Below are 25289 nucleotides of genomic sequence, written 5' to 3' on the forward strand. Positions count from 1 at the left end.
CCGGAGTGCGGGGACGCCGCAAGTACGTCCCTGTAGGCTTGGCAGCCGCATTCATGCGGCTGACACCCCGCACTCCGACACCGCCCCACCTTCGACAGGTTCACTCGGCTGTTGGTAGGTGTCGACCTTGGTCGACACATCTGTCAGATATCGAATGAAACTCTGGGGTCAGATCCGTTTTCCTGCGGAAAACGGATCTGACCCCAAGAGCATCTCCAACAGTTCGCGGAAAACTGTCGAAGGCGGGGTGGGTCCGGTTGCGGGGGCGTGAGCGCCATGGATGGCGCGACCGAGCCTACAGGGACGTATTTACGGCGTCCCCCGCAACCGGACCCGCCCCGCCATCCCACGGATAGCCCGCTGTTGCTGTTGCTGTTGCCTCTGCGGGTGCAGGGCGCAGCCCTGCCCCACCCTTCCCTGAGCATTCCGCGCAGTGGTTTGAGCGCCGCGCACACGCCGGCCGCGGCACGCTATGCAGCAACGGAATCGCCCGTCGTCCACCGAGAACCGCCATGACCCTGCGTTACCTGCCCCTGCGCACCGCCCTGCTGCTGGCCCTGTCCGCCCTGCCACTGGCCGCGCTGGCCGAAGCCACCTCGCCCGCGCCCACCCAGCAGGTGCCCGGCGTCTACCACCAGCGCGTCGGTGCGCTGCAGGTCACCGCCCTGTTCGACGGCGTGGTCGCGCTGGGCCGGCAGGAAGTGGTCGACGTGCCGCCGACACTGGTCAGCCGCCTGTTGGAAGGCCGCTACGTGCCCGAAGACAAGAAGGGCCTGCAGACCGCGATCAACGCCTTCCTGGTGCGCCAGGGCAACCACCTGACCCTGGTCGATACCGGCACCGCGCAGTGCTTCGGCCCCGGCCTGGGCCAGGTGCTGGGCAACCTGCGCGCCTCCGGCGTGGACCCGGCCGAGGTGGACGAGGTGCTGCTGACCCACGCCCATCCGGACCACCTGTGCGGGGTGCTCGATGCGCAGGGCAAGCCGGCCTACCCGAATGCCACGGTGTGGCTGTCCAGGGCCGATGCCGACTACTGGCTCAACCCGGCCAGCGAGGCTTCTGCGCCGAAGGGTGTGCGCTTCGCCTTCCCGCTGGCGCGCAACGCGGTGGCGCCGTACCAGGCCAGTGGCCACCTGCGCACGTTCAACCCCGGCGATGCCCTGCCCGGCGGCGCGGTGGCGATGGACACCCATGGCCACACCCCCGGCCACGTCTCCTACCGGTTCGACAGCCAGGGCCAGTCACTGCTGGTGTGGGGCGACGTGCTGCACTTCCATGCGGTGCAGTTCGCGCACCCGGAGGCCGCGTTCGAGGCCGATTCGGACCGCAAGGCGGCCATCGCCAGCCGTCGCGGGCTGCTGCAGCAGGCCACCGCCAACGGCTGGTGGGTGGCCGGTGCGCACCTGCCGTTCCCCGGCCTGGGCCACGTCCGCAGCGAAGGCCAGGCCTATGCGTGGGTCCCGGCGGAGTATTCGCCGTTGAAATGACCTCGTGTAGCGCCGAGCCCATGCCCGGCTACCACGCGCAGCGTGCCGGGATTCCGCAGCCGAGCGTAGGCTCGGCTCTACAGGAAGGCAGGGAAGGCCCTATTCCAGCCCCAGCCAGCCGCCGATCACGGCGCGGGCTTCGTCCACGCCGGTACGGTCTTCGCCGGAGAACACCTGCACGCTGACGCTGTCACCGTAGGCCGATTGCAGCTCCTTGCGCACCTTCTGCAGGGACTGCATCTGCTGGCTGCGGCTGAGCTTGTCGGCCTTGGTCAGCAGGGCGTGCGCCGGCAGGCCGCGCTGCACGGCATAGGACAGCATCTGCCGGTCGTAGTCCTTCAGCGGATGACGGATGTCCATCACCACCACCAGCCCCTTCAGGGCCTCGCGGGTGCGGAAGTACTTGTCGATGAAGGCCTGCCAGTGCGCCTGCAGGTCCAGCGGCACCTTGGCGTAGCCGTAACCGGGCAGGTCGACCAGATGCGCCTCCGGGGTGACCTGGAAGAACACCAGCTGCTGGGTACGGCCGGGGGTCTTGGAGACACGCGCCAGGGCGTTCTGGCGGGTCAGCGCGTTGAGCGCACTGGACTTGCCGGCGTTGGAGCGGCCGGCGAAGGCCACTTCGGCCCCTTCGTCGGGCGGCAGCTGCCGCACGTTATGGGCCGAAAGGTGGTAACGGGCGCGTTCGATGAGCAATGACATGTGCCTAGGATCGCATGTTGCGGCGCCGCGCGCCCGTGCCGGCGGCCTTTGCGGGCATTTTGCTGCACTGCTGCGTTGACCGTGCGCGGAAACGGCGTTGATAATCCGAACGATGCCGGCGGCCACCGCCCGGCCCGGTCCATACGGAGCTTCAGCATGCGCCACGCTCGCGTTCTTGCCGTATCCGCCCTTGCCACTGCTGTAGTCGTTGCCGCTGCTGCGTTCGCGCAGACCACGTTGACCCCGCTGCCCGACAATGGGCCGATCAACACCGCCTCGCTGGAGGTGGATTTCAGCAAGACCCACTGGGGCGATGCCAAGGCCGGCCAGGCCAAGGCCTCGGCCTGCGCGGCCTGTCATGGCGTCGACGGCAATTCCACGGTGGAGATGTATCCGTCCATTGCCGGCCAGAGCGAGCGCTACGTGGCCCAGCAGATGGCCCTGATAGCCAACGGCCAGCGCAGTTCCGGCGCGGCAGTGGCGATGGTGCCGTTCGTGCAGAACCTCACCCCGCAGGACATGCGTGATATCGGCGCCTACTTCGCCACGCAGAAAGCCAACGCCGGCATCGCCGATGACACGGCGGTCACCGAGGGTCCCTACAAGGGCATGAAGTTCTACGAGATCGGCCAGCAGCTGTACCGCGGCGGCGATGCCAAGCGTGGCCTGCCGGCCTGCATGGCCTGCCATGGCCCCAGCGGTGCCGGCAATCCCGGCCCGGCCTATCCGCATCTCGGTGGCCAGCACGCCAGCTATGTCGCGCGCCGCCTGCAGGAGTACCAGGCCGGCCAGACCAACGAGACCGACAAGGCGCACTTCCAGATCATGGCCACGGTCGCGCAGAAGCTCAGCGAGCAGGAGGTGCAGGCGCTGTCGAGCTACCTGCAGGGCCTGCACAACAAGGCCGACGATGTGGCCACCACGGCCACGCCAGCACAACCGGCTGCCGCCCCCTGACCACCACTGGTCGGCCCGGGCCGCGACGTCGGCCCACGGCTGCGGTATGTTTCCTTCACGCCGGCGGCTGCGCCGGCGTTGCTTTTTTCAACGGAGATGCGTGTCGATGAGGTTGATTTCCCGCCTGCTGTTGTCCGTGCTGGTGCTGCTGCCGCTGGCAGCCTGCGCCGCCCCCCCCGCCAATGCCCCGCTGGTCGAGGGCAAAGACTACGAGCGCATCGCCCAGCCGGGCCCGTTCCAGCCGCTGGCCGGCAAGATCGAGGTGGTCGAAGTCTTCGGCTACACCTGCCCGCACTGCGCCCATTTCGAACCGCAGCTGGAAGCCTGGGCGGCCAAGCTGCCGGCCGACGTGCGCTTCACCCCGGTCCCGGCGGCCTTCGGCGGTGCCTGGGATGCCTGGGCCCTGGCCTACTACGCCGCCGACGAAGTCGGCGTGGCCAAGCGCAGCCATGCCGCCGTGTTCAAGGCCCTGCACGAACAGGGTTCGCTGCCGATGCAGAACGTCTCGGCCGATGAGCTCGCCACCTTCTACAAGGCCTACGGCGTGACGCCGGACCGCTACATCCAGGCCCTGCGCGGCGATGCCGTGCAGAAGAAGGTCGACGCCGCGCGCGCGTTCGCCCAGCGCACCAAGATCCCGGGCACCCCGGCCATCATCATCAACGGCCAGTACCTGGTGCGCGGCAACAGATTCGACGACCAGCTGCGCATTGCCTCGGCGCTGATCGCGCAGGCGCGCGCCGCCCGCGGCCGCTGAACCAACACCCACCACCGACACGGCGTTGTCGCCGCCGCATGTCATCATTTCCCCTTGGCCGGCGCCTGCCGCCGGCCCCACCTTTCCAGATGCTGGAGACGTTTCCATGAAGATCCGTTACGCCCTCGCCCTCGCAGCGCTGCTGCCGATCCTGGCCGCCTGCAAGGCCGACGACGGCAGCACCAACACCACCGCAGCCCCGGCCGAACCGGCAGCCACCCCGGCAGCCAGCACCGAACCGGCTGCTGCGCCGGCAACGGGCAGCGAAGGCGCCGCGCCGGCTGCCGCTGAAGGCGAGAAGGCCCCGGCCGAAGCGGCGCCGGCCGCCGCACCGGCCCCGACCACCGCCGCACTGACCGGCCCGGCTCCGGTGGAAGGTGCCGACTACCAGGTGATCCCGAACGGCCAGCCGTTCCAGCCGGCCGCCGGCAAGATCGAAGTGACCGAGATCTTCGGCTACGTCTGCCCGGCCTGCGCCGCGTTCCAGCCGCTGGTCGGCCCGTGGAAGGCTGGTCTGCCCAGCGACGTGAACTTCGTCTACGTGCCGGCCATGTTCGGCGGCACCTGGGATGACTACGCGCGTGCCTTCTACGCCGCGCAGACCCTGGGCGTGCAGGAGAAGACCCACGAAGCGCTGTACGCCGCCATCCACTCGCAGAAGACCCTGAAGGGCGAGCGCGGCCGTGACTCGGTGGAAGACATCGCCAAGTTCTACGCCGCCTACGGCGTCGATCCGAAGCAGTTCGCGGCCACCATGGGCAGCTTCGCGGTGAATGCCAAGACCAACTCGGCCAAGCAGTTCGCCCAGCGCAGCCAGATCAGCGGCACCCCGTCGATCATCGTCAACGGCAAGTACCTGGTGAAGGGCAAGAGCTTCCCGGACATGCTGCGCATCGCCGATCACCTGATCGCCCGCGAACGCGGTGCGGCCCAGGCTCACTGATCCAAGAGAAGCATTTCCCGGCCGTGAATTCCCCCCGTACACGGACCCTGCGCTTGCTGACGGCCAACATCCAGGCCGGCTCAAGTACCCGCCGTTACAGCGACTATGTGACCCGCAGCTGGTCACATGCGCTGCCGGCGGGTCGCAAGCGCAGCAGCCTGGACGCGATCGCCACCTTGGCGCGCGAACATGACATCGTCGGCCTGCAGGAGGCCGACCCGGGCAGCCTGCGCTCGGGCTTCACCAACCAGACCCATTACCTGGCCCAGCGCGCCGGCTTCAACTACTGGAGCCACCAGCCAAACCGGCGCATGGGCGGGGTCGCCTCCAGCGCCAATGGCCTGCTGAGCAAGCTCGAACCGGTGGAAGTGCAGGACCACGCCCTGCCCGGCCGCATCGGCGGGCGCGGCGTGCTGCTGGCCAAGTTCGGCGACGGTACCGACGGCCTGGCGGTGGCGGTGGCGCATCTGTCATTGGGCGCGGGATCGCGGATGTCGCAGCTGGGCTTCATTGCCGAACTGCTGTCCGACCATCCCAACGCGGTGCTGATGGGCGACTTCAACTGCCTGGCAGAACGCCCGGAAATGCAGGTGCTGTACCAGAAGACCCGGCTGCAGCCGCCCGGCTGCATCGTGCCGACCTTCCCCAGCTGGCGCCCCGACCGCGCCATCGACCACATCCTGGTCAGCAGTGGCCTGCAGACCCGCACCGTGGAAGCCATACCGGCCGCGTTCTCCGATCACCTCGCCCTGGCGATGCAGATCGACGTCCCGGCCGACGCCCTGCGCTGAACCGCCCCCCTGGTAGGTGCGGACCGTTGGTCCGCACGCTTCGCGCCTGCCGCCGCCTGGCGCCCCCTAAATCAGGGCATGAACGACTTAATCCCCTCCGTCCCCTTTTTTCAGGCGGTGGCCGACGCCTTCAACCCCCGCGCAGTCATCGTGCTGCCCACCGAAGCCAGCACCGTGCAGCCGATCGCCAGCCACTGCAATCCATGCAGGTGCTCGTGCAGCAGCAGCATCGCCCACAGCGCGGCCACCGCCGGCTCCATGCTGATCAGGATGCCGAAGGTTTCCTTTGGCAGGCGCTTGAGCGCCATCATCTCCAGCGACATCGGGATCGCACTGGACACCAGCGCCACCAGCAGGCCGGCCGCCAGGATCTTCGGATCGAGCAGCGCGGCACCGGCATGCGCCACGCCCACCGGCACCACCACCAGCGAAGCCGCCAGCAGCCCCAGCGACACCGAATGCCCGGCGTGCAGGTGGCCGGCACGCTTGCCGAACACGATGTACAGGCCCCAGCACGCCGCTGCGCCCATGGCATACAGCACGCCGGCCGGATCCAGCGCCGGTCCACCGCCGATCGGCAGCAGCAGCAACAGCCCCACCGCCGCGCAGCCCACCCAGAGGAAATCGATCGGGCGTCGTGATGACAGCATCGCCACCGTCAGCGGCCCGGTGAACTCGATGGCCACCGCGATGCCGAAGGGAATCGTGCGCAGCGCCATGTAGAACAGCAGGTTCATCAGGCCCAGGGTGAGCCCGTAGCGCAGGAGGGTGATCGCGTCCACGCGGCGGGTCTTCCAGCGCCACGGCCGCCAGAACAGCAGCAGCAACAGCGCCGAGAAGCCCACGCGCAGCGCACTGGTGCCCTGGGCGCCGATCAGCGGGAACAGGTGTTTGGCGTAGGAAGTGCCGATGGCCAGCGAGGTGACCGAGCCGAGCACCGCCAGCGCCGGCAACATCGGCGCAAGTCGTGAGGTCTGCATGGGCAAAGTCTATTGCGCCGGCGCCGAGCACTTGGCTCAATTGACAGCCCGTTCGTGCAACTTCTGCTCGCCATGGCCACCGCCCCCGTGCTCGACAGCTTCGACCGCGCCATCCTCGACCTGCTGCAGCGGGACAACACCCTGCCGCAGCGCGAGATCGCCGAGGCCGTGCACCTGTCCACCCCGGCCGTGCAGCGACGCATCAAGCGGCTGCAGGACAGCGGCGTGATCGCGGCCAATGTGGCGGTGATCGATGCCGCAAAGATCGGCCGGCCGCTGACCATCATCGTCGAGGTGCGCGTGGTCAGCGAGCTGCGTGAACGCGTGGCGCCGTTCAAGCGCCGCGTGCAGGACGACCCGGCGGTGCAGCAGTGCTACTCGATCACCGGCGATGGCGATTTCCTGCTGCTGCTTTCGGCCGCGTCGATGGAGGAGTACGAAGCGATCACCGAGCGCCTGTTCGGTGGCGATGACAACATCGAGCGCTTCCGCACCTCGGTGGCACTGGGAACGTTGAAGCGCAGTTTCGAAGTGCCGCTGGCCCCGGTTCTGTAGCGCTGAGCCATGCTCGACTGCGCTTTGACCACAAAGCAACAGCCGCCGAGCGTGGCTCGGCGCTACAGTCGGAGACCATGAACACACCGCCCTCCCCCGCCCGTCGCCTGCGCCGCTGGCTGCTGCGCGGCCTGTGGCTGGCCATCGCGATCGTTGCCGCGATGGCGCTGTGGAACAGCCCATGGGCCGCTGCACCGAAACTGCTGTGGACACTCTCGCGGATGCCTCCGGCCACCGAGCTTCCGGTGCCGGTGGAAGGTGTGCGGCCCCGCCAGATCGCCGATACGTTCGGCGCTCCGCGCGGCCGTGACCGTTCCCACGCCGGCATCGACATCTTCGCCAGGCGCGGCACGCCGGTGCGCAGTGCCACCGCCGGCGTCGTCGTGGATGTCAGCGACCGCGGCCTCGGTGGCCGCCAGGTGTGGGTGATCGGGCCCGGGCGCGAGCGCTACTACTACGCCCATCTGGACGACTGGGCCGAGGGCCTGGCGCGCGGCCAGGTGGTCCAGGCCGGCGACCTTCTCGGCCACGTCGGCGACAGCGGCAACGCCAAGGGCACGCCGCCGCACCTGCACTGGGGCATCTACGGCACCGACGGTGCCCGCGATCCACTGCCGCTGCTGCGCTGAACGCCATGTGCTGCGTCGAGTCCTGCGTGAGCGCCTTCCGCGTTCATGGTTTGTAAATAGGAATAGTTCGTATTACCATTTCCTTCGTTTCCGGTGGTGCCAGGACGGCCTGCCCGCCCGTTTCCCACCCGTAGCGCCTCGCCCTCTGGATGCTGGCCGAGCGCGCGTGCTCGTCCAGGACCCCCATGAACCGTTCCGCCTTCCGTATCCCGCAGCCGCAACGGCTGTCCGTTGCCGTGCTCGCTGCACTCTGCGCCGTGGCCCCGGCCGCCTTCGCCGACACCGCCGCCGACCCGACCACGCTCGACAAAGTGGTGGTCAAGGGCGAACGCGCCGAAGGCTATTCGGTGCGCCGCACCTCGGCCGGTACCCGCTTCGACCTGGCGCCGCGCGAGATCCCGCAGTCGCTCAGCATCATCAGCCACCAGCGCATCGAAGATCAGAACCTGGACGACATCATCGACGTGCTGGCCAACACCACCGGCGTCAGCAGCACCCAGTCCGACAGCGAGCGCATCGAGTTCTATTCGCGTGGCTTCTACATCGATAGCTACCAGTTCGATGGCCTGCCGACGCAGATGGTGCAGAACTGGAGCTACGGCGATTCCGGCCTGGACCTGGCGCTGTATGACCGCGTGGAAGTGGTGCGTGGCGCCACCGGCCTGCTGACCGGTGCCGGCAACCCGTCGGCGTCGGTGAACCTGGTGCGCAAGCACGCCGACAGCGCCGAACTGACCGGCAGCGTCTCGGTGAACGTCGGCAGCTGGGGCCGCACCCGCAGCACCGTGGACGTGACCACCCCGCTGAACAAGAGCGGTTCGGTGCGCGCCCGCGTGATCGGCAGCTACCTGGACACCGACGCGCAGATGGACCGCTACAACCAGCACAAGACGCTGGGCTACGCCGTCATCGACGCCGACCTGACCCCGGACACCCAGCTGAGCGTGGGCTACGACTACCAGCAGAAGCGCGCCAACGGCGCCACCTGGGGTGGTTTCCCGATGCTGTTCTCCGATGGAACCAGCACCGGCTACGACGAATCGTTCAATCCGAACCCGAGCTGGACCTACTGGGACACCACCAGCAAGCGCGCGTTCGCCACGTTGGAACACGCCTTCAACGATGACTGGAAAGTCCGCATCGGCGCCACCCACGACGAAACCAAGGCCGACGACAAGCTGTTCTACCCGGCCTACAACGACTGGGTCACCGGCGCTTCGTTCTTCGACAAGAACACCGGTGCCGGCATTTCGCCGTCGGCCGGCTTCTACAACACCGAACGCAAGGTCAATGCGGTGGACGGCTACTTCAGTGGCGCGTTCGAGCTGTTTGGCCTGAAGCACGAAGTGATGGGCGGCCTGAGCTACAACAAGCGCGAGTACGCCAACTACGGCGACTACCAGATCGGCGGCGCCGGCCTCGCCTGGGACCCCTTCTCCAGCTACCTGAACTGGAACGGCAACATCAGCGAACCGAACTGGAATCCGCTGGCCCTGGCCAGCGAAGGCGCCATCACCCAGAAGGCCGCCTATGCTGCAGCACGCCTGTCGCTGGCTGATCCGCTGAAGTTGATCGTGGGCGCGCGCTACACCGACTGGAAGAGCGAAGGCGAAGGCGCCGACCGTTCGCACAAAGTCACCACCCCGTATGCGGGCCTGGTGTTCGACATCAACGACACTTATTCCACCTATGCCTCGTACACCGAGATCTTCCAGCCGCAGATGCTGAAGGACCGCAACGGCAGCTACCTGGACCCGGTGGACGGCAAGAGCTACGAAGTGGGCGTGAAGGGTGCCTGGTTCGACAACCGACTGAATGCCTCGGTGGCGGTGTTCCGCATCGAGCAGGACAACGTCGGCCAGTCCACCGGCGAGCCGGTCATCGGCGGCACCGGCGGCGAAACGGCCTACGTGGCCGCGCGCGGCACCGTCAGCCGTGGCTTCGAGTTCGAAGTGAACGGCGAACTGACGCCCGGCTGGAACGCGACCTTCGGTGCTTCGCGCTACGTGGCCAAGGACATCAACGGCGCCGACATCAACACCAACCTGCCGCAGACCGCGCTGAAACTGTTCACCAGCTACACCCCGCAGTCGCTGCAGGCACTGACCGTCGGCGGCGGCGCCAACTGGCAGAACCGCATCTACTACGCGGTGCCGGCTTACGGCCGCATCGAACAGAGCGGCTACGCCCTGGTCAGCGCCTTCGTGCGTTACCGCCTGTCGCCGGAATGGAGCGTGCAGGCCAACCTCAACAATCTGCTGGACAAGAAGTACTACTCGCAGATCACCGGCTACGGTGCGTACGGCGATGGCCGCAATGGCTCACTGACGTTCACCTGGGCGTTCTGATCAGACGCGGGGTACGACCGCCCCGCACCTGTAGAGCCGAGCCCATGCTCGGCTCAGAGAATCAGCCGAGCGCGGACTCGGCGCTACATCCGCAAGGCAGCGCCGGAACTGACCGGCGCTGCCCCCCTCACATCAGAACCGCAGGTCCGCGCGCAGGTACCAGTAACGACCGCGCGGGATGTCGTAGGTCGAAGCGTCATACCCGTTCAACGAGCACGACAGGCAGATCGGCGGATCCTTGTCGAACACATTGTTCAGGCCCGCGGTCAGCTGCAGCCCCTTCATCCAGTCGATCTTGTAGCCCACCTGCATGTCGTGGAAGGTGGTGGCCGAGAGCGTGTTGGTGCCGTCGGCCTGGTTGCTGCACACCGGGAATGCCACGGCATCGCCGCAGTTCTCGGTCAGCTCGGAGATGTGCCGCACCGTCCAGTTCGCACTCCAGCGATCCATCGTCCAGGCGATGCTGGCGTTGCTGGTCCACTCCGGAATGGAGCTGTCGGCCACTTCCACGCCCGGCTTCTGCGGCTGCTTCTGCCCGGCCGCGCCGGTGGCTTCGTAACGACCGACGAACGTGTTCTTCCACGCCAGCTTGAACTGGCCGAAGGAGGTCTGCGGCAACGTCCAGAACAGGTCCACGTCCCAGCCGTCGGTCTTGATCGAGCCCAGATTGGTCAAGCGGTTGTTGAAGCTGCTGACCGCACCCGTGCTGGCGCGGGTGATGCCATCGCAGTACACCGGGTCGAGCGTGTCCACGCACAGGTCCAGCTGGGTCTGGGCGTTGATGGCCTGGATCGCACCATCGATGGCGTGGCGGTAGAAGGTCACTTCCACGTCGAAGCGCTCCGACCACGACGCGTTGTTGCCGAACCACGGGCTCCACACGAAGCCGGTGCTGAAGCTGCGCGAGCGCTCCGGTTCCAGATCACGATTGCCGCCGGTGGTCACCGAGATCTGCGAGTTGGCCTGCTGGAAGCCGGCCGGCACGCCCAGCGCGGCACAATTGGCGGCACTGCCACGCGGCGGCGTACCGCCCAGGCCCACCGAGCACGGATCGAACAGCTGCAGGTCGGCACGTGCGGCCGAGCCGTACAGTTCGCCAATGGACGGTGCGCGGAAACCCTCGGCGTACGTGGTGCGCAGCACGAAGTCATCGGTCACCTGCCAGCGCAGGCCGTACTTGGGCGTGAACTCGCCACCGAAAGTGGAGTAGTCCGAATAGCGGCCGGCCAGGCTCAGGTCCAGCTTCTTGCCGAACGAGGAGTCGGCGAAGATCGGCACGCTCAACTCCAGGTAGGCCTCGTTGACGTCGTAGGAACCGGAGGTCGGCTGCGACGGCACGCCGTTGTAGTGGCCGATCACCGTCAGCGGATCCGGCTGGTACCAGCCCTCGTACTTGCGGTACTCGAAACCGGTGGCGAAGGACACCGGGCCGGCCGGCAGCGAGAACAGCTCGCTGGACAGGTTGGCGGTGAACAGGCTCAGCTCGTTCTGGCTGCGGTCGTGCACCACCGGCTGGATCCACTTCAGCATGTCCGGGGTGATCGAACCGACGCCACCAAAGATGTTCAACGGCACGCAGCCCGGGGTTGCCGCGCACACCGCCGGGTCACCCAGCGCCATGTTGACGTTGTAGATGTTGTAGCTGCCGTAGTTGGTCTGTTCGGCCTTGTTCTTGCTGTACATGCCGTTGACGTCCCAATACCAGCTGCGGTCGGCGGCCTGGAAGTTGCCGACCAGGCCGGTGGCCACGTAGGTCGTGTTGACCTCCTGCTTGAACACGCGCGCGCCACCTTCCACCGGCCGGCGCCCGATCAGGCTCATGTTGTCGCCGGACACCAGATCGAAACCGAACGGGTTGTACGGGTTCAGGCGCGAGACCACGATGTTGTCGGCCAGCGGATTGCCGGTGGCGCCGTCAGGACCGAAGAACAGCGGCTCCGGACCGGCCTGGTTGGTCGACTCGCGGCGGTTGCCCAGCGCCTTGATGTACCACTGCACGTTGTCAGTGATGTCGAAGCGGAACTGGCCGAACAGGCCTTTGCGCTCGGACGGCGTGAGCACCATGTTGTATTCGGCGAAGTTGAAGCGGTCGGCGCTGGTGAAGCAGTGGTAGTCATCGCTGCGGTTGCAGCCGGCGCTGCCGTCATAGCGCGGGTTGGGCACGCCGCTGTTGGGCACGATGTCCTGCTCGGCACCGGTGTTGGGGTCGACGAAGGCGAAGCGGCCCTGTGGAATGCCGCCGCTGCCGAAGGCCAGGCCGGTGCCCGGAATCGGGAAGCGCGACTGCTCGCGATCCTTGGCGAATACCGGGTCCTGCTTGGTCCAGCTGGCGCCCAGGAACAGGCTGAAGCGGTCGCCGCTCTTGCCCCACGCCAGGTCCACGCCCTTCTGGGTGCCGTCGCCCTTGCTGTACTCACCATAGTTCAGGGTCACCTGCCCGCCATCGAAGTCGCGGCGGGTGATGATGTTGACCACGCCGGCGATGGCATCGGAGCCGTACAGCGACGACGCGCCGTCTTCCAGCACCTCGATGCGTTCGACGATGGCCAGCGGAATGGTGTTGAGGTCGGTGGCCGCACCGACGCCCGATGCGGACGACTCGTTGACCCAGCGGATGCCGTCAACCAGCACCAGCACACGCTTGGCACCCAGGTGGCGCAGATCGACCTGCGCCGAACCGGCACCCACGCCACTGCCATCGGGCGGGAAACCGAAGTTGCCGGATGAGTTGAACTTGGCGTTGAGCGCCGAACCGGAACCGGTGAGCTGCTGCAGCACTTCGCCGATCGAGGTCAGGCCGGTGCGTTCGATATCGCCGCGCGTCAGCGTCTGGATCGGCACCTGGCCCTCCACCTCAGCGCGCTTGATGCGGGTACCGGTGACTTCCACCGCATCCAGGTTGGTGGTGGATTGTGCAGCGGCACCCAACGGTGCCAGGGTCATCACGCACAGCGCGACGGCAACCGCCAAAGGGCGGTGGTGCAGGTGATTCATTCGCTCTCTCTCCAAAGGAATGTCGGGACATGGACTGCCGCACCCCCCTGCATGGCGGCAGCGTCTCCTTTGTAAACAAGCGGTAAAAATCACGGCGTGACGATCGACACTCTTTCACGCGGAATTGACGCAATTGACGGCCATTTGCGTCAAATGGGGGCCGTTTAGAACCGGACGGTACTGTTCAACGCCCTTCGCTGTGATGCCGGTGGCGACAGCGCGCGCCGAGATCCGCCACAGCTCATCAAGGGGCCTTGTCGATGCCAGCGCTAGTGACCGGGCGCGTCGACGCGCAGCCCATGCTGGCTGACAGCCAGCATGGGCTGCGCGCCATATCCTCATAGTCGGTGTCGTCGGCGGTCGCCAGATGCACCGGGGAGCGATGCTGCTGCGGCATCTGCTGCGCCTGCACCAGCGGTGCCAGATTGGGAGTGGCCACCAAGGAGGTGGCGCGCTGTGTCCCGTATCGCACGCCACGTTCCCCGGCAGGAAGCGCGGCCCGCCGATGGCAGACCGCCCGTTGCCGGACTCAACGCACGAAGGCAATCCGCTCCATGCCGGTCGCCTCGGCCGCAGCCAATATCCTCGCCATGCCTTCGTACTCGGCCGCGGGATCGGTGGCGATGCGCAGTTCCGGCAGGTTGCCGACATTTTCGTCCACCTGCGCCTGCAGGCGCGCCTGCAGATCGTCGATGACCATCGGCTGGCCATCCCAGCTCAGCTGGTTCGAGGCATCCAGGCGCAGCTCGATCGGAGGCGGCGGTTCGGGACGGTCGACCACCCGATCGGTGGCCTGCGGCAACTGCACCGCAATCGGCCGGGCCACGATGGGCGCGGTCACAATGAAGATGATCAACAGCACCAGCATCACATCCACCAGTGGCGTGACATTGATGTCCGCCAGCGGGCCGCTTCTTTCTGCGCTACTGAACGCCATGTGCCGCTCCCTGCAGCCGGGCCGTTCGCCCAAGGCCGACGTTACGACGCCTGCGACCCCGTGCGGCAGGGGCCTGCGCGGATTCATTCAGCTGTCGTTGCCGACGCCGGGCGTGCACGCAATGCGAAACTGAATTCAGCCATCGCCCGCTATGCTGCCCGCCATGACCCGACGCACTTCGACCGCCCTGTCCCTGCTGCCCTTGGCCACCACGCTGCTGATCGGCTGCGCCAATGCCCAGTCCCTCGATGCCCAGAACGCGCAGCTGAAAGCCGCGATCGCAGCCGCCGAACGCGGCCAGTACGATCCTGGCCAGGCCGCTGCGCTCAGCCGTCATCCGGCCTATGGCTGGCTGGAGTACGCCAACCTGCGGCGCAACATCGACACCGTCGATACCGCGCAGGCCCAGGCCTTCCTCAAGCGCTACGACGGCCAGGCCGTGGCCACCACCTTCCGCAGCGTGTGGCTGCCCTCGCTCGCACGCCGCCAGGACTGGCCCACCCTGCTCGCCAACTGGGTGCCCACCGACAACGCCGGCCTGCGCTGTGCGCAGCTGACCGCGCGTCAGGTGACGGGCAAGGTCGATCCGCAGTGGATCAGTGAAGCGCAGGACCTGTGGCGCAAGAACGGCAAGTCGCTGCCGGACGGCTGTGATGCCGTTTTCGCCGTGCTGCAGGCACAAGGCGGCCTGAGCGACGCCCTGCGCTGGGAACGCATCGATGCCGCCGCCGACGCCCAGCAGCCGGCGGTGATGCGCAGCGCCGCACGCGGCCTGCCCGCCGCCGACCTGGCGCTGGCGAACAATTACGCCGCCTTTGTCGACAAGCCCAACGCCAGCGCGTTGAACTGGCCTCGTAACGAGCGCAGCCGGCGCATCGCCACCGATGGCCTGGCCAAGCTGGCCAAGGCCGACCCCGGCGCCACCGAGCAGCAGCTGCCGCAGTACGCCCAGGCGCTCGGCCTGAGTGCCGACCAGCAGGGCCAGGTGCTGTACCAGATCGCGCTGTGGACGGTGGCCTCCTACCTGCCCGATTCGGCACGCCGCCTCAACGCGGTGCCGGAGTCGGCCTATGACGAACGCCTGCACGAGTGGCGCGTGCGCGAAGCGATGTCGCGCGGCGACTGGCCGGCGGCGCTGACCGCGATCCGCAAGATGGGCAGCAAGCAGCGCAGCGACCCGCGCTGGCGCTACTTCGAAGGCCGCATGCTGGAGAAGACCGGCCAGGCCCAGCAGGCGCAGCCGCTGTTCCGCGAAGCCGCACGCGCACCGACCTTCCACGGTTTCCTGGCCGCCGACAAGCTGCAGCAGGGCTACACCCTGTGCCCGTGGAAGCCGAACGACAGCGCGCAGGCACAGGCAGCGGTCGCGCGCGACCCGGCCATCCAGCGCGCGATGGCGCTGTACCAGATCGACCGCGCCGGTTGGGCCGTGGCCGAATGGAACAGCGCGCTGTCGCGCTTCGACGACACCCAGCGCCGCCTCGCCGTGCGCGTGGCGCAGGACAACGGCTGGTTCGACCGCGCCGTGTTCGCGCTCGGCAAGCAGCCGCAGGAACAGCGCCTGTATGACCTGCGCTTCCCGCTGCACCACGACGCCACCATCCGCCGCGAGTCGGCACGCAACGCGATCGATCCGGCCTGGGTGGCGGCGGAGATCCGTGCCGAGAGCACGTTCACCCCGCGCGCGCGCTCGCCTGCCAACGCCATGGGCCTGATGCAGGTGCTGCCGGCCACCGGTGCCAGCGTCGCCAAGTCGATCGGCCTGACCGGCTACGGCGGCGCCGACAGCCTGTACGACCCGGACACCAACATCGCCATCGGCACCGCCTACCTGCGCCAGCTGATGAACAAGTACGACGGCCTGCCGTACGTGACCATCGCCGCCTACAACGCGGGGCCAACGCCGACAGCACGCTGGCAGAGCCAACGCCCGGGCTTCGATCCGGATCTGTGGATCGAGACCATCAGCTACAAGGAAACCCGCGAGTACGTCGCCCGCGTGCTGGCCTTCAGCGTGATCTACGACTGGCGCCTCAATGGTGATGCGCTGCCGCTGAGCGACCGCCTGATGGGCCGCCTGGTGGACAAGCGCAAGAAATTCAGCTGCGCGGCCGACGCTGAGCAGGGCGGCGATTGATCGCACTGCGGTCGTGCCGGCTTCTGGCTGGCACGACCTGGTAGCCATTTCCCGGGGAGGGGAACGCAATGAGCCTGTTGGCCTGGATCGGGATATTCGCCGCCTGGAGCCTGTTCGCCACCTGGGTACTGCGCTGGGGTGGCGCGGCCTGGATGGAAGGCTGGAAGTCGCTGGCCTTCGTCGACAGCTGGGGCAGCCTGTGGGACGAAGCCCAGATCAAGCTGTACGTCCTCTGCCTGTGGATCGTCTACGGCCTATGGTTCCTGGCCGGCCTGTTCGTGCCGGAGTGGCGCGGCCTGACGTGAGGCCTCAGCATCGGTCGTACCGGAACATCTGCGCCGGCCATGCGATCATCCCCCCATGAAGATCTATCTTGTCGGCGGCGCCGTACGCGACCGCCTGCTGCAGCGCCCTGCCGGCGACCGCGACTGGGTGGTGGTCGGCGCCACGCCCGCGCAGATGGAAGCACAGGGCTACACCGCAGTCGGCCGTGATTTCCCGGTGTTCCTGCACCCGAAGACCGGTGAGGAATACGCGCTGGCGCGCACCGAGCGCAAATCCGGCCGCGGCTATCGCGGCTTTGTGGTCGATGCCGATCCGGCGGTGACGCTGGAAGAAGACCTGCAGCGCCGCGACTTCACCATCAATGCGATTGCCTGCGACGAAGACACCGGCACGCTGGTCGATCCCTATGGCGGTGTCCGTGACCTGGAACAGCGCGTGCTGCGCCATGTCGGGCCGGCCTTCGTCGAGGATCCGCTGCGCGTGCTGCGCGCGGCGCGCTTCATGGCCCGTTTTTCACCACTGGGCTTCAGCGTCGCCGAAGAGACCATGGCACTGATGCGCGAGGTCGCCGCCAGCGGTGAACTGGACGCACTGGTGCCGGAACGCGTCTGGCAGGAACTGCGCAAGGCGCTGGTCAGTGAACGGCCCTCCGCCTTCCTGCGCACGCTGCACGATGCGCAGGCACTGGGCCCGATCCTGCCCGAACTGGAAGCACTGTACGGCGTACCGCAGCGTGCCGAATTCCACCCGGAAGTCGACACCGGCATCCACCAGGAAATGGTCAGCGACATGGCCGCGAAGCTCGCCCCCGGCGATGACCTGGTCGGCTTCGCTGCCCTCACCCACGATCTCGGCAAGGGCCTGACCCCGCCGGAGGAATGGCCGCGCCACATCATGCACGAGCAGCGCGGCATCAAGCCGTTGAAGGCACTGTGTGCGCGGTTGAAGATTCCAGCCGAGCACCAGCAGCTGGCTGAAGCGGTGTGCCGCGAGCACTTGAACGTGCACCGCATCGACGAACTGCGCGATGCCACCGTGCTGGAACTACTGGGCCGCTGCGATGCGTTGCGCCGGCCGGAGCGCGTGGCGCGTATCGCACTGTGCTGCGAGGCCGACAAGCGCGGCCGGCTCGGCTTCGAGGACGCCGACTACCCGCAGGGCGAAACGCTCAAGCGCCTGCACCAGGCGGCGCTGTCAGTGCAGGCACGTGATCTGGATACCACGCACCTGAAGGGGCCGGCCATTGGCGAGGCGCTGGCCAAGGCGCGGGTGAAAGCCATCGCCGCCGCCCGCTGAAGCACCTGGTGATGCCGGCTGCTGGCCGGCACCGATCGCCCGTCTATCGACGACGCTTACGCGAGAAGTGGTCGACAGCATGAGCACCCAACAAGATGGGTTGCATCAAGAGGAACAGCCATCCACCCAATCGGAGCGTCTCCACCGGATTGAACCGGGTGATGAACGCAGCTACCAGTGCCAAACCCGCAACAAGGCCGATCTCATAGACCCACAGCGATCGGTTAGAACGCCTGCCCACGATGCTCCTCTCCATTGAACAGGACGCACTTACAAGCCATCGCCGCCGTCCGGCACCACGGGTAGTGCCGGCCGCTGGCCGGCAACCAGACAATCGCGGGATCAGTGCGCCATCCCACGGGTGATCGCCGCCGCACGCTGCTTCAGCTGGGCCACGGCATCGGGAATCATCTCCATGCCCACGTCCAGGCCGGGGTTCAGCACCAGGCCGACGCCGTCGCCGATACCGGCCAGCAGCGCGTACACCGCGATCGGCATGGCATGCGCGAACTGCGGCAGCTGCTCGTGCCACAGGCCCGCGCGCTCGGGGGCAGTGAACACCGCGAACATCGGCTCACCGCTCTCGCTGGTCAGCACCAGCGGCGAGATGCTCTCGTCCCAGGCGCCATCTTCGCCGATGGCCTTGTCCAGCAGCACGAACGCCGTCGAGGTCAGCAGGCCGTCGAGAAACTGCGCTGCGGTCAGCGTACCGTCCTGGGCCTGCAGCAGGCGCACCTCGAGGTCGTTGAGGGGTTCGAACGGGGTGTCGTGGTCCATGGTCGGTTCCGGTACGTGGTTGCAGGCTGCAACTTTAACAGGCCGGGAGTGAGGCACGGCAGCGTATCGGCAGGGGCTTCAGCGGCCGATGAGACTTTCTGCGGGAATGCCCAGGTTGCGGTGAAGCTTCCGGATCATTTCAAGAGTCAGACCGCGCTTGCGATTCAACACTTCATAGACACGGTTGAGCTGGCCGATGGAGGGCACCAGATCCTTCACGGTCAGACCGCCCTGCTCCATGCGGAAGCGGATTGCATCGATAGGATCTGGCGGCTCGATCGGGTAGTGCTTCGCTTCGTAGGCTTCAACCAGCGTTACGAGAATTTCAAATCGATCGCCATCCTCGCTGCCCAGCTCCGGCTCGTTGTCGACATAGAACGAAATCTCGCGCAGCGCGTTTTCGTAGTCGCTTTCCGTACGGATGGGATGGATGTTCATAGAAGCTCCACAGTGTCGGCATCGATCCGGTCGTACTCGGCGTGGGTGCCAATGAACTTGATGTAGACCACTTGAAACCTGTAACCCACAGCGACGATGATCCGGTAGCTGTTGCCCTTTATGTTGAACACCACACGACTATTGGCCACGAAACTTGCGCTTGCGTAACGTTGGCGTACGTCATGCGGTGTGTCCCAGACGGCGTGCCTCACTTCGTCATACCAGGACCTCAGCGCTGCTTCCGAATCAGGGTGACGTTCCCAGAATCGTTTCAGCGTCGCCAAAGCAACCACTTTCATTCGGACATCCTAGTCCCAGTATGGGACATAAGCAACCGTTTCATCTTCATCAGCGGCCGATGTATCCGTGTCGCCACAGCCAGCCCAGCGCAGCCAGCCCGGCCACCACCACCAGCATCAACGGCAGGCCGAAGCGGTGCCGCCACGGGATCGGTACCCCGCCCAGCTGCTGGTCCATGGTCTCGGTATCCAGCACCCAGCCGTGCTCGCAACGGGTACAGGCCAGTTCGTAGCGGCGCTGGTAGGTGAAGCCGAACAGCAGGTCGATGCGCGCCATCTTGTAGCGCAGCTGCGGCGCGAATTCGGTTTCGGTCTGGCAGCGCAGGCAGTGGTGGGCTTCGGTGGGGCCGACGATCAGCACCCGTTCCTGTTGGCCGATCAGGATCATGACCGGGTGCCCTGGCAGGCGGGCTGGGCCAGCAGCCAGGCTTGGGCGGCGGCCACGGTGGCGGCGTCCCCCTCGACGCGCTGGTCGGGCTCGATCTTCAACCCATCACCACGATCATTGCGGTCGCGCATCACGGTGGTGGTCAACAACAGGCGGCTGCCATCGGCCAGTGTGCGCACGTTGTTGCCAGTCGAGACCCCTGCCGTCGGCTGGCCAAAGCTGCGCGTCTGCGCGCGGCCACGCCACGCCAGTGCCGAGGCCTCGCCCGAACTGCCGGTGCGCGGTCCGAACAGCACTGCCACCGGCGCGCCGGGCTGCCGCAGCACATAGCCGGACTGGCCGAAGTCCAGCACCGACTTGCCTGCACGCTGCACGGCGGTCGCGGTCAACGTCCAGCGCTCCGGCCCCTGTGCGGTTTCGAACGACCCCACATCTTCGTTGTTCACCACCGAGGTGCGCAGCAGCGGTGCCATGCCCAGCAGCATCGGCCACATGTTGCCACCGCTGTTGTCACGCAGGTCGACGATCCAGCCACAGCGCATGCCGTCGTCCTTGCTACGGATGACCTGCTGCCACCGCGCGGCGCGCTGGATGTTCTGGCGGAACGCTTCCTGTGGCGTCGCGCCGGGCGTGGAGGCATAGCCCTCGATGACCAGCCAGCCGATGCGCGCATCCACCGCATCGGCGGCCTTGGCCCTTTCCACGGCGGCGGCGGCGACCTGCTGCGCGCGCGCAAGGGATTCGCTCTGGCGCTGGGTCGTCGTCCATACGCCATGATTGCCCGTGCTGACCGCAATGGCTTCGCGCAGCAACGCCAGCCGCTTCACGGGGTCGCCCTGCACCGATTGCAGTCGTGTGCGGGTGCCAGGCCAGTCCACCCGGTCGCGATACAGCGCCTGCCGTTCAAGCAGGTTGAGGATCTCGGCCTCCGCCTCCGGCGAGGGCACTTCGATTGCCTTGGGCGTATCGGCCATGGCGTTGGCAGCCACCAGCGCGATCACCAGCGCACCAATGCGACGCACTCCCTTGCGAACCTGCATGCGACGTTTCCTTGTCGTTGAGGTAGACGCACAGCATAGCCCGCAGGTGATGGCTTTCGCCATGCGCGAACTGTCGTATCTGGCCCCGCCGCGGGTTGCAGCAAGACAGCGTGCACGCGATCAGTAAATTGCAACTTTGCCCATGTCATCGCCACGTAGAACGCGAGAAGGTTGCCTCCGTCGGCGCTTCCTGCGCTGACCGGGATTGGCGTCCTGAATGAAGCTTTTCACGAGCGGGCTTGCAACGTCGTTGCCGGCCCGAACAATGCACCGTCCGTCGTTCTGCGGCGGGCGGTGCGTGGGGATCCCCGGATCCGCCGGCGTCATTCCTCGTGAAGAGCTTCACCGGCACGCCAACCCGCACCGCCCGCCACCTTGCATCCCGCAGGTGGCCTTGCCTTGTGAGGTTGCTGCCATGAACACGCCCTACCCCACCTATCCACGCCTGCATGCACTGCTCGGTGCTGCATTGCCCGGCCTGCAGCTGTCCACTACCGCAGCCGAAGCGTTGGAAGATGCGCTCACCGAAGTCCACGAACAGGCGCCGCCCTCCGCATTCTTCGCGCGGTTGCACGGCGTCGCTCACAGCCACGGAGCCGACGGCCAGGCGTGGCGCGAGCGGCAACTCAGCGAGGCGCGCGGTCGGGAACTGGCCGAGGCGACGCGCTGTCTTGCCGCATTGTCCGCCTGCGGCGGTGTGTTGCTGGCCGCACAATCGGCGCGCGAGATGGAGGACGCGGCGGCACAGTGTCCGCCGCAGATGGAGGAAGGCCTGCTGCATGCAGTGGTGGTGTTGGCCGATCATGCCGGGGCGTTGGTCGCGCCCGAGCTGCTGCCGATACGAGCCAACGAATGCTGCTAGATGTTGCAATCCTGCTGGAAAAATCGACCCATGAGAAAGCCATCAGATCAAGCCATGGACGACAAGAGATATGAATTACTTCGGAAATTCGTGCAGGCGATATCAGATCGGGATAGCAGCACACTGCAGGAGGACTTTGGCCTGACCTCAGTCATGATTCTGGAAATCTACGAGCTTCTGCCGGTGTACTTCCTAGAAGGTGCCGCCATTTCCATCCCTCTACCTGCGTACGGCGCAGCAGGCGACTTGATACCGTTGATGACCACGTATGACTATGGTGATGGTGACATTGCAGTTGAGTGCTATCTCCTCGGGGATGGCGAGCCCAGCGAAGCCATTCTTCATGTCCATTTCGAGAAAGGTAATCTCATCTACGGATTCATCAATTCATAGCAATTCCCGATCGCCCAAAGCGAACGGCATTTCAGGACGTGTCGACCAAGGTCGACACCCACCGGAACGAGTCATGACATCCGTACCGCGCGCTACCAGTCCGCGCGCAGGCCGATGTTGCCTTCGATGATGCGGCGCTTCTCGTTGCGGTCACCGCCCAGCTCGCGCGTGTAGTCGGCCACCGCGTACGCGCTGATGGTGCGGTTGAAGCGCCCTACCACACCTACACCGGCTTCCAGCGCGCGCGAGCGCTGCGAATTGATGATCGTATCGTTGTCGAAGCCGACGCGGTCCTCGCCGGAACGACCATGCCAGTAATTCAGCTTGAAATACGGCTGCCAGCCGTTGTCGGCCAGCTGGTAATCGCCGGCCAAACGCAGGCCCACACGGCCGGTCCAGGCGTTGTCGTTGTCGAAGCGCACGCTCGATACTTCATCGCGACGGTCATCCAGCGAAGTGCGCTGCCAGATCACCTGCACCTGCGGTTCCAGCCACCATGCGGACTGCCCGACGTGCAGCAGCGGCTTGCCGGCCTCCACCGACACGCTGGTGCCGTCGCCGCTCAGGCCGAAGCCGAGCCCGCGCGAGGAACGCACGCGGCCGTCGTAGCGGCTCTGCATCGCCACGGCGTCGATGTAGCCACCGCTGCTGTCGGTGAAGGTCCAGTACAGGCCCACGTGCTTGTCGTCCAGGCGGTTCTGGCCCACCTGTACGTTCTCCCAGCCCAGTGCCAGGCCGGTGGTCTTGCCCTGCGCGCGGGTGCGGCCGACGAACACGCCGATCTGGTTGCGGTGGTTGTCCGACGCCGCGGCCCACACGTCGAGGCCGGCCTGCAGGCCCATTACATCGCCATCAAAGCCGGGCTGCGCATCGCCCTTCCAATGGATCTCGCTGCTCTGCCCCACCAGGCGGCCCCAGGCGGTGCGGAATGCGCCCTGGTTGTACAGCAGGCGCTGTTCGCCCTGCCGCTCGTGGAAGGTACCGAGGCTGGCCAGCGAGGTCTCGCGCAGCAGCGGCGGCACCACGGCATAGGCGGCGGTTTCCACGCGGTACAGCGGTACCACCGCGCCTTCGGCCGGGCGTGCACCCGGCGTCGGCGGTGCACCGGTACCGGGCAATGCACCGCCGGCCACGGGCACATCCGGCACCGCCGGATCGCTGGGCGGTGCCACCGGCGCCGGTTCCGGCGGCGGTGGTGGTGGTGCGGTCTCGCCTGCGGTCAGGTCCGGATCGGTGGCGCCTTCGGGCGGCGGTGGCGGCGCCGGGGTAATGGGAGGCGGTGGTGCCACCGGCGGCGTCGGCGGCGGCGGGGTGGCACTGCCACCACCGTTGGGTGCCGGCGTCGGGCCGCTCACCAGCGTCGAACGCAGGTACCAGTTCTCGCTGGTACCGGCACTGACACCGCCCTTGAACAGGAAGTACTCGTAGGCACCGGCCGCGACCGGTGCGAACAGCGAGAACGCGCCCGGCGCGGTGCGGCCACCATTCAAGGCCTGCACCACCAGGATGCCATCGGCCAGCGTGGCCGCGCCGCTGCCACCGGCATTCAGCACGCCGATGCCGGTGGTTCCGGTGGCGGTACCGCCATCGATCACCAAGCGATCGCTGGGTGAGTTGTCCGCGCCCAGCACGGTGCGCAGGTACAGGCCACCACCGTCACCGCGGTAGTTGCCACGCACGGTGAACACGTCGCCGGCGCCGGTACCGGTCAGGTCGATGCGCCCGGCATTGACCATCTCCACCAGTGCAGCACTGTTGAACGGGCGGATGGCATGGCCGCCACTGCCCGCGTAGACGGTGCTGGTGTCGTCCACCGTGAGCGTACCGGTGCCGGTTGCGCTGTCGCCCAGCACCAGGTCGCCATCGAAGCTCAGCTCCGTGCTGTTGGCCAGGCTGATCGCCTCCCAGTTCTGGAAGCGGCCCACGCCTGCGGTCTTGACGTTGCTCAGGTTGAGCTGGTCGATGCCACTGCCCCCGTCGAACAGCGGCACCGCACCCAGGTTGCCCTGGTTGAGGTTGCTGAGGTTGGCCACGTCGTTGTCCGGGCCCATGTCGATCGCACCGTAGACGATGCCACCGCCGTTCCAGTTGAAGGTGTCATCGCCGGTGCTGAGCAGTACCTGCCCTCGCACGGTGCCGTCGGTGATGGTCACGCTGTCGTTGCCGCCGCTGACGCTGATGTTGCCGCCGATGTAGGCCGTGCCCGAAATGATGATGGTGTCGGTGTCGAAGCCGGTCACCACGTTGCCATCCACGGTGCCGCCGGACTGGTCCCACAGGTTCTTGTCCAGCTTCATGTTGACGCGGCCGATGCGGCCAGCGGTCATCCAGGCCTGGTCGCCATCCTCGAACGCGCCGATGATGCGACCACCGCTCATGCGGAAGGTATCGATGTTGTCGCCCTGCTGCAGCGCGCCGATCGTGCCGCCACTCATGACGAAATCATCGCGGCCACTGCCCTGCGCTACCAGGCCGGTGACGGTGCCGCCGGTGACGGTCATCTGGTCATCGCCACTGCCCTGGTCGACGCTGTCGATGGTGCCATTGCCCAGCAACAGCACGTCGTTGCCATCCCCTTGCAGGACACCGCCGCTGATGCTGCCGGCCTGCATGTCCAGGCGGTCGTTGCCTGAATCGAACTGTACGCCGGTACGCCCACTGATCGTTCCGCGGTTGACCAGCACGCTGTCGCCCGCACCGACGAACTGCAGCGCGGTGTTGTTGCCGGTGCTGATGCTGCCCGAATTCTCGACACGGCTGCCGCCACCGAGCTGGACCGCCACACCCCCCACCGAACTGATCGCGCCCTGGTTGGTCAACAAGTGACCACTTGCACCGACCAGGGTAACGGCCGACGCCCCACCGCTCTGCTGCAACTGGGCACCGCTGGCGACGTTGACGGTGATGCCCGCTTCGCCGCTGGCCGAGATGGGCACCGTCTGCGGATTCGGCGCGTTGGCGTCGCAGGTGACCGTCTGGCCGGCGACCGGAGCGACGGTGCCGCAGCCGGCCCAGGCGGCGCTGGCGGTCAACAGCACCATGGACGGGACTGCCAGTGCCTGAAGCATGGAAACGGTGAGGCGGCGCGGACGGAAAGCGCGCGGGACGGCACGGGTCATACAGTCCTCCTGGACAGGGAATCAGGAACTGCAGATGCACGCTGCTGCGTGTGCAGTCTGCCGTCATGTGAACCGTTTCGATAGGTGAACTTGCGTGCGGGAAATCACACTTCGGATATGAAATCGCCGGGCCCTCACGCCAATGTGATGTGGCTGAAATCGTTCATTTTTTCTG

The 25289-nt window shown here is 66.7% G+C and carries 24 protein-coding genes; 13 read left to right on the forward strand and 11 right to left on the reverse strand.

The genetic code is table 11. The features are described from left to right. Window positions 1-512 precede the first annotated feature (512 nt). The gene (locus AC2A1N_RS15745) at window positions 513-1487 is read left to right on the forward strand and encodes an MBL fold metallo-hydrolase (protein ID WP_134969190.1); all 975 of its coding nucleotides are present in this window, start codon (window positions 513-515) and stop codon (window positions 1485-1487) included. A gap of 99 nt (window positions 1488-1586) precedes the next feature. Here AC2A1N_RS15745 and yihA read toward each other — a convergent pair whose 3' ends face one another. Continuing rightward, window positions 1587-2189, reverse strand: a complete 603-nt coding sequence (yihA, locus tag AC2A1N_RS15750) for a ribosome biogenesis GTP-binding protein YihA/YsxC (RefSeq protein ID WP_049414655.1) — start codon at window positions 2187-2189, stop codon at window positions 1587-1589. 156 nt (window positions 2190-2345) lie between these two features. On the opposite strand from yihA, the gene AC2A1N_RS15755 reads away from it, so the two are divergent. The 4 genes from AC2A1N_RS15755 to AC2A1N_RS15770 all read left to right on the forward strand — a co-directional run bounded on the left by AC2A1N_RS15755 (window position 2346) and on the right by AC2A1N_RS15770 (window position 5637). Further along, the gene (locus tag AC2A1N_RS15755) at window positions 2346-3146 is read left to right on the forward strand and encodes a c-type cytochrome (protein WP_049414654.1); all 801 of its coding nucleotides are present in this window, start codon (window positions 2346-2348) and stop codon (window positions 3144-3146) included. A gap of 106 nt (window positions 3147-3252) precedes the next feature. After that, window positions 3253-3903 carry a thiol:disulfide interchange protein DsbA/DsbL gene (locus tag AC2A1N_RS15760; protein ID WP_484372824.1) on the forward strand — a complete coding sequence of 217 codons (651 nt, stop codon included), beginning with the start codon at window positions 3253-3255 and terminating at the stop codon, window positions 3901-3903. 106 nt (window positions 3904-4009) lie between these two features. After that, entirely contained in the window at window positions 4010-4846 is an 837-nt protein-coding gene (locus AC2A1N_RS15765) for a thiol:disulfide interchange protein DsbA/DsbL (RefSeq protein WP_484372826.1), read from the forward strand. 53 nt (window positions 4847-4899) lie between these two features. Continuing rightward, the gene (locus AC2A1N_RS15770) at window positions 4900-5637 is read left to right on the forward strand and encodes an endonuclease/exonuclease/phosphatase family protein (protein WP_172412138.1); all 738 of its coding nucleotides are present in this window, start codon (window positions 4900-4902) and stop codon (window positions 5635-5637) included. Between the two features lie 110 nt (window positions 5638-5747). On the opposite strand, the gene AC2A1N_RS15775 is transcribed toward AC2A1N_RS15770, so the two are convergent. After that, window positions 5748-6617, reverse strand: a complete 870-nt coding sequence (locus AC2A1N_RS15775) for an EamA family transporter (RefSeq protein ID WP_484372828.1) — start codon at window positions 6615-6617, stop codon at window positions 5748-5750. Window positions 6618-6689: 72 nt separating this feature from the next. Here AC2A1N_RS15775 and AC2A1N_RS15780 point away from each other — a divergent pair, with 72 nt between their 5' ends. The 3 genes from AC2A1N_RS15780 to fhuE all read left to right on the forward strand — a co-directional run bounded on the left by AC2A1N_RS15780 (window position 6690) and on the right by fhuE (window position 10149). Further along, window positions 6690-7172 (forward strand): Lrp/AsnC family transcriptional regulator, encoded by a 483-nt coding sequence (locus AC2A1N_RS15780; protein ID WP_061479611.1) that lies wholly within the window; start codon window positions 6690-6692, stop codon window positions 7170-7172. A gap of 77 nt (window positions 7173-7249) precedes the next feature. Then, window positions 7250-7801 (forward strand): M23 family metallopeptidase, encoded by a 552-nt coding sequence (locus tag AC2A1N_RS15785; protein ID WP_061479612.1) that lies wholly within the window; start codon window positions 7250-7252, stop codon window positions 7799-7801. Window positions 7802-7986: 185 nt separating this feature from the next. Then, window positions 7987-10149 (forward strand): ferric-rhodotorulic acid/ferric-coprogen receptor FhuE, encoded by a 2163-nt coding sequence (fhuE, locus tag AC2A1N_RS15790; RefSeq protein ID WP_484372830.1) that lies wholly within the window; start codon window positions 7987-7989, stop codon window positions 10147-10149. A 132-nt stretch (window positions 10150-10281) separates the two neighbouring features. Here the strand turns inward: fhuE and AC2A1N_RS15795 are convergent, their stop codons facing one another. The 3 genes from AC2A1N_RS15795 to AC2A1N_RS15805 form a co-directional block, all read right to left on the reverse strand. After that, complete coding sequence (locus AC2A1N_RS15795) at window positions 10282-13092, reverse strand: TonB-dependent receptor (protein WP_429001055.1); 2811 nt, start codon at window positions 13090-13092, stop codon at window positions 10282-10284. Window positions 13093-13387: 295 nt separating this feature from the next. Next, window positions 13388-13615 (reverse strand): hypothetical protein, encoded by a 228-nt coding sequence (locus tag AC2A1N_RS15800; RefSeq protein ID WP_242891325.1) that lies wholly within the window; start codon window positions 13613-13615, stop codon window positions 13388-13390. A gap of 57 nt (window positions 13616-13672) precedes the next feature. Further along, window positions 13673-14080 (reverse strand): ExbD/TolR family protein, encoded by a 408-nt coding sequence (locus AC2A1N_RS15805; protein ID WP_154351756.1) that lies wholly within the window; start codon window positions 14078-14080, stop codon window positions 13673-13675. Between the two features lie 151 nt (window positions 14081-14231). Between AC2A1N_RS15805 and AC2A1N_RS15810 the strand changes: the two genes are divergently transcribed. The 3 genes from AC2A1N_RS15810 to AC2A1N_RS15820 all read left to right on the forward strand — a co-directional run bounded on the left by AC2A1N_RS15810 (window position 14232) and on the right by AC2A1N_RS15820 (window position 17798). Next, window positions 14232-16217, forward strand: coding sequence for a transglycosylase SLT domain-containing protein (locus tag AC2A1N_RS15810; protein WP_242891323.1), 1986 nt, complete (start codon window positions 14232-14234; stop codon window positions 16215-16217). A gap of 68 nt (window positions 16218-16285) precedes the next feature. Beyond that, window positions 16286-16522 carry a hypothetical protein gene (locus AC2A1N_RS15815; RefSeq protein WP_242891313.1) on the forward strand — a complete coding sequence of 79 codons (237 nt, stop codon included), beginning with the start codon at window positions 16286-16288 and terminating at the stop codon, window positions 16520-16522. 55 nt (window positions 16523-16577) lie between these two features. Beyond that, window positions 16578-17798, forward strand: coding sequence for a multifunctional CCA addition/repair protein (locus AC2A1N_RS15820; RefSeq protein ID WP_242891311.1), 1221 nt, complete (start codon window positions 16578-16580; stop codon window positions 17796-17798). 342 nt (window positions 17799-18140) lie between these two features. Here AC2A1N_RS15820 and AC2A1N_RS15825 read toward each other — a convergent pair whose 3' ends face one another. The 5 genes from AC2A1N_RS15825 to AC2A1N_RS15845 form a co-directional block, all read right to left on the reverse strand. Then, complete coding sequence (locus AC2A1N_RS15825) at window positions 18141-18575, reverse strand: SseB family protein (protein ID WP_242891303.1); 435 nt, start codon at window positions 18573-18575, stop codon at window positions 18141-18143. Between the two features lie 78 nt (window positions 18576-18653). Then, window positions 18654-19013 (reverse strand): helix-turn-helix domain-containing protein, encoded by a 360-nt coding sequence (locus tag AC2A1N_RS15830; RefSeq protein WP_061479618.1) that lies wholly within the window; start codon window positions 19011-19013, stop codon window positions 18654-18656. Further along, the gene (locus tag AC2A1N_RS15835; RefSeq protein ID WP_242891301.1) at window positions 19010-19312 is read right to left on the reverse strand and encodes a type II toxin-antitoxin system HigB family toxin; all 303 of its coding nucleotides are present in this window, start codon (window positions 19310-19312) and stop codon (window positions 19010-19012) included. Before AC2A1N_RS15835 ends, AC2A1N_RS15830 begins: the two co-directional genes overlap by 4 nt. Before the next feature lie 49 nt (window positions 19313-19361). Then, a complete protein-coding gene (locus AC2A1N_RS15840; protein WP_061479619.1) occupies window positions 19362-19700 on the reverse strand; it encodes a hypothetical protein in 339 nt (112 codons plus the stop codon). Then, the gene (locus AC2A1N_RS15845; RefSeq protein WP_242891298.1) at window positions 19697-20740 is read right to left on the reverse strand and encodes a S41 family peptidase; all 1044 of its coding nucleotides are present in this window, start codon (window positions 20738-20740) and stop codon (window positions 19697-19699) included. The genes AC2A1N_RS15840 and AC2A1N_RS15845 overlap by 4 nt, the downstream gene beginning before the upstream one ends. A gap of 415 nt (window positions 20741-21155) precedes the next feature. Between AC2A1N_RS15845 and AC2A1N_RS15850 the strand changes: the two genes are divergently transcribed. Beyond that, window positions 21156-21602, forward strand: coding sequence for a hypothetical protein (locus AC2A1N_RS15850; RefSeq protein ID WP_242891296.1), 447 nt, complete (start codon window positions 21156-21158; stop codon window positions 21600-21602). A 54-nt stretch (window positions 21603-21656) separates the two neighbouring features. Further along, window positions 21657-21995: a hypothetical protein gene (locus AC2A1N_RS15855; RefSeq protein WP_021204665.1), complete on the forward strand. Its 339-nt coding sequence runs from the start codon at window positions 21657-21659 to the stop codon at window positions 21993-21995. A 92-nt stretch (window positions 21996-22087) separates the two neighbouring features. On the opposite strand, the gene AC2A1N_RS15860 is transcribed toward AC2A1N_RS15855, so the two are convergent. Beyond that, window positions 22088-25114 carry an autotransporter family protein gene (locus AC2A1N_RS15860; RefSeq protein ID WP_242891294.1) on the reverse strand — a complete coding sequence of 1009 codons (3027 nt, stop codon included), beginning with the start codon at window positions 25112-25114 and terminating at the stop codon, window positions 22088-22090. Window positions 25115-25289 lie beyond the last annotated feature (175 nt).

Source organism: Stenotrophomonas maltophilia group sp. SKK55, from assembly GCF_057179845.1.

Coding starts and splice junctions, on each gene's coding strand:
- AC2A1N_RS15745 (WP_134969190.1), top strand. CDS start 513: ATGACCCTGCGTTACCTGCCCCTGCGCACCGCCCTGCTGCTGGCCCTG.
- yihA (WP_049414655.1), bottom strand. CDS start 2,189: ATGTCATTGCTCATCGAACGCGCCCGTTACCACCTTTCGGCCCATAAC.
- AC2A1N_RS15755 (WP_049414654.1), top strand. CDS start 2,346: ATGCGCCACGCTCGCGTTCTTGCCGTATCCGCCCTTGCCACTGCTGTA.
- AC2A1N_RS15760 (WP_484372824.1), top strand. CDS start 3,253: ATGAGGTTGATTTCCCGCCTGCTGTTGTCCGTGCTGGTGCTGCTGCCG.
- AC2A1N_RS15765 (WP_484372826.1), top strand. CDS start 4,010: ATGAAGATCCGTTACGCCCTCGCCCTCGCAGCGCTGCTGCCGATCCTG.
- AC2A1N_RS15775 (WP_484372828.1), bottom strand. CDS start 6,617: ATGCAGACCTCACGACTTGCGCCGATGTTGCCGGCGCTGGCGGTGCTC.
- AC2A1N_RS15780 (WP_061479611.1), top strand. CDS start 6,690: ATGGCCACCGCCCCCGTGCTCGACAGCTTCGACCGCGCCATCCTCGAC.
- AC2A1N_RS15785 (WP_061479612.1), top strand. CDS start 7,250: ATGAACACACCGCCCTCCCCCGCCCGTCGCCTGCGCCGCTGGCTGCTG.
- fhuE (WP_484372830.1), top strand. CDS start 7,987: ATGAACCGTTCCGCCTTCCGTATCCCGCAGCCGCAACGGCTGTCCGTT.
- AC2A1N_RS15795 (WP_429001055.1), bottom strand. CDS start 13,092: ATGACCCTGGCACCGTTGGGTGCCGCTGCACAATCCACCACCAACCTG.
- AC2A1N_RS15805 (WP_154351756.1), bottom strand. CDS start 14,080: ATGGCGTTCAGTAGCGCAGAAAGAAGCGGCCCGCTGGCGGACATCAAT.
- AC2A1N_RS15810 (WP_242891323.1), top strand. CDS start 14,232: ATGCTGCCCGCCATGACCCGACGCACTTCGACCGCCCTGTCCCTGCTG.
- AC2A1N_RS15815 (WP_242891313.1), top strand. CDS start 16,286: ATGAGCCTGTTGGCCTGGATCGGGATATTCGCCGCCTGGAGCCTGTTC.
- AC2A1N_RS15820 (WP_242891311.1), top strand. CDS start 16,578: ATGAAGATCTATCTTGTCGGCGGCGCCGTACGCGACCGCCTGCTGCAG.
- AC2A1N_RS15825 (WP_242891303.1), bottom strand. CDS start 18,575: ATGGACCACGACACCCCGTTCGAACCCCTCAACGACCTCGAGGTGCGC.
- AC2A1N_RS15830 (WP_061479618.1), bottom strand. CDS start 19,013: ATGAACATCCATCCCATCCGTACGGAAAGCGACTACGAAAACGCGCTG.
- AC2A1N_RS15835 (WP_242891301.1), bottom strand. CDS start 19,312: ATGAAAGTGGTTGCTTTGGCGACGCTGAAACGATTCTGGGAACGTCAC.
- AC2A1N_RS15840 (WP_061479619.1), bottom strand. CDS start 19,700: ATGATCCTGATCGGCCAACAGGAACGGGTGCTGATCGTCGGCCCCACC.
- AC2A1N_RS15845 (WP_242891298.1), bottom strand. CDS start 20,740: ATGCAGGTTCGCAAGGGAGTGCGTCGCATTGGTGCGCTGGTGATCGCG.
- AC2A1N_RS15850 (WP_242891296.1), top strand. CDS start 21,156: ATGAACACGCCCTACCCCACCTATCCACGCCTGCATGCACTGCTCGGT.
- AC2A1N_RS15855 (WP_021204665.1), top strand. CDS start 21,657: ATGGACGACAAGAGATATGAATTACTTCGGAAATTCGTGCAGGCGATA.
- AC2A1N_RS15860 (WP_242891294.1), bottom strand. CDS start 25,114: ATGACCCGTGCCGTCCCGCGCGCTTTCCGTCCGCGCCGCCTCACCGTT.